This is a genomic window from Fundidesulfovibrio sp. (genome assembly GCF_058402725.1).
In genome coordinates this window covers 1-2,010 of sequence record NZ_JBZVFJ010000303.1, presented here as the reverse complement: position 1 = coordinate 2,010, position 2,010 = coordinate 1, and the positions used below count along the sequence as shown (strand labels likewise).

At 59.6% G+C, this 2,010-nt stretch carries 2 protein-coding genes; both read right to left on the bottom strand.

Annotated features, from left to right (window positions below; genetic code table 11):
* A partial coding sequence (locus ACV4UX_RS19000) for an SU10 major capsid protein (protein WP_491594845.1) occupies window positions 1–282 on the bottom strand: 282 nt, incomplete at its 3' end.
* Window positions 283–332: 50 nt separating this feature from the next.
* Complete coding sequence (locus ACV4UX_RS18995) at window positions 333–1,259, bottom strand: hypothetical protein (protein WP_491594844.1); 927 nt, start codon at window positions 1,257–1,259, stop codon at window positions 333–335.
* Between the last annotated feature and the right edge of the window lie 751 nt (window positions 1,260–2,010).

The window sequence follows — 2,010 nt, the reverse complement described above, 5'->3', positions numbered from 1 at the left end:
GATCTGGCAGTAGTTGGACATCCGCTTGGGCACGATGCGCTCCGTGGCCACGGCGTCCGCGCCTTCCAGGGCCTTGTTGGACCCGGTGGGGGTCTTCAGTTCGTCCTCCAGCCACTCGTGCAGCACGTTCTTGGCCTTGAGGGGCTTGAGCGAGGAGACGAACGGGGTCTTGTGCGGCGTGATGGTCTGGATCATGTTCTCCAGATCCTCGAAGATGGTGTCCTTCATCTCGCGCACGCCGGCGCCGGAATTGGAATAGTAGGACGTAAGGGAATCGGCCATCGCGGAAGTTCCTCCTTTCGCGTGTTACAGGTTGAGGGACGCAGGCGCGCCTAGACTCCGGAGAGTTCCAGGTAGCGCAGCAGATCGCCTTCGCGGGCCTGACCGGCCTTGACGCGGGTCTTGAGGGCCGCCATCTCGGCGGCGTCTCTGGCCCGGGCGGGGCGGTCGTCGTCCAGGACGCCCGCGCGGGCGAGATCGGGGGGGCTCATGCGACCGGCCACGGCCTGGCGGATTCTCGCGCGCGGGTCCGCGCTGCCGGGCTGGTGCATGGGGGTGTCGGGGTAGGATTGCCTGGGGGACAGCCCGCGCTCCACGTTCTGCCGGATCAGCCCGTACAGTTCGAGGAACGCGCCGGGCGCACGCTCAACGCTCTCCATATAGGAGGCACGAATCTTTCCGGGAAGGCTTTTGACATAGCCGATGACCCTGTTGTAGACCTCGCTGAACAGCGGGTCAGCCGACTGAAGCACGCTCAGCAGGACGTTGTTGTTGACGTCCTTGCGTTTGGCGCGGCGCGCCATGGCGGCCTGCAGGGCCATCTGGCGGTTCTGGACCATGGCCTGCCACTGCATGCGGGCCATGGGGTCCATGGGCGGGGGCGGCACGTCCGGGATGCCGTCGCCGTCCAGGTCGATGCCTTCCAGATGATGGGCCATGCCGGGCTGGGCGATCACCGCGCGCACGATGTCCTGGAAGGCCGGAACGGACCCGTAGCCGGGCATGGAGCGGGGACCGGACTGAGCCTGCATGGACTGGGGCTGTCCCGAGGGCTCCTGGCCCTGCTGGAACCGCATCTGCTGGCCCATGGGGTCGAAACCGGCCTGAGGCTGTTGCGCGTAGGCTTCGGGGAACTGCGACTCTTCCGGTGTGATGCCGACCGAGGCATCCAGGGCCCGCTCGTAGCGCAGGCGCTTCAGGGCCTGCTGGTCCGCCGGGTTCAAGGCGGCAGCAGATCCGGTGGGGATGGGGTAAGGCATTCGGGGCTCCTCCTCTGAGGTGGTTTGTTCCCTGGCGTGATTGCCAAGGTCCCCCGAATTCTATGCAGGTAGATTTTTATTTCAGCCCACATAGCGCTATGTGGGTAAAAAGTTGGGCGAGAGGTAAAATTTTTTCAGGAACCCCTGACGGGCGTTCGGCTTGAACCTGACGTTGGTTTGATGGCAGGACAGCACAGGGGAGGCTTGCCCTGCGGAATGCGCCTCAGGGCTTTTTCGACGCTACTCTACAGGTAGCAGGGAATGAAGGGATGTCATCACAACTCCTGAGCACGCCAGAATTTATGACTCAGAACGCCCCAGGACTACAAGGACCTAACAATTGACATGCGCATTTGGCAAAAAAAACTCTTCAAGCCCCTGGCAATCGAGCTTATAAAGTTCGCAATCGGACTAACAATCGCAATAATGCTTCTCAAGCATCACGGCAAATAGCATGGTGTATAAATTATTTTTTCTTGACGAAGACCAGAAACGCATTAAGAAAAGTCTTCGCCGGTATCTAGAGTGGGCAGTGATCTTCTCGCTGCTTCTTGGTTTTATTTTAGACTATTGCTGCTCGTGAGGGCTTCATGGACATCTTGCTATCATTTATTTGGGACACAACAATATACTGCGGGCTGTGTATTTATTACTACAAAGCATACTTACATTATATGAACTTGCCCTGCTGGTAAAGTGACCTGCCGGGTTTCTTCGGACCACTCAATTCTTGAGGGTGGCCCCCTGGTTC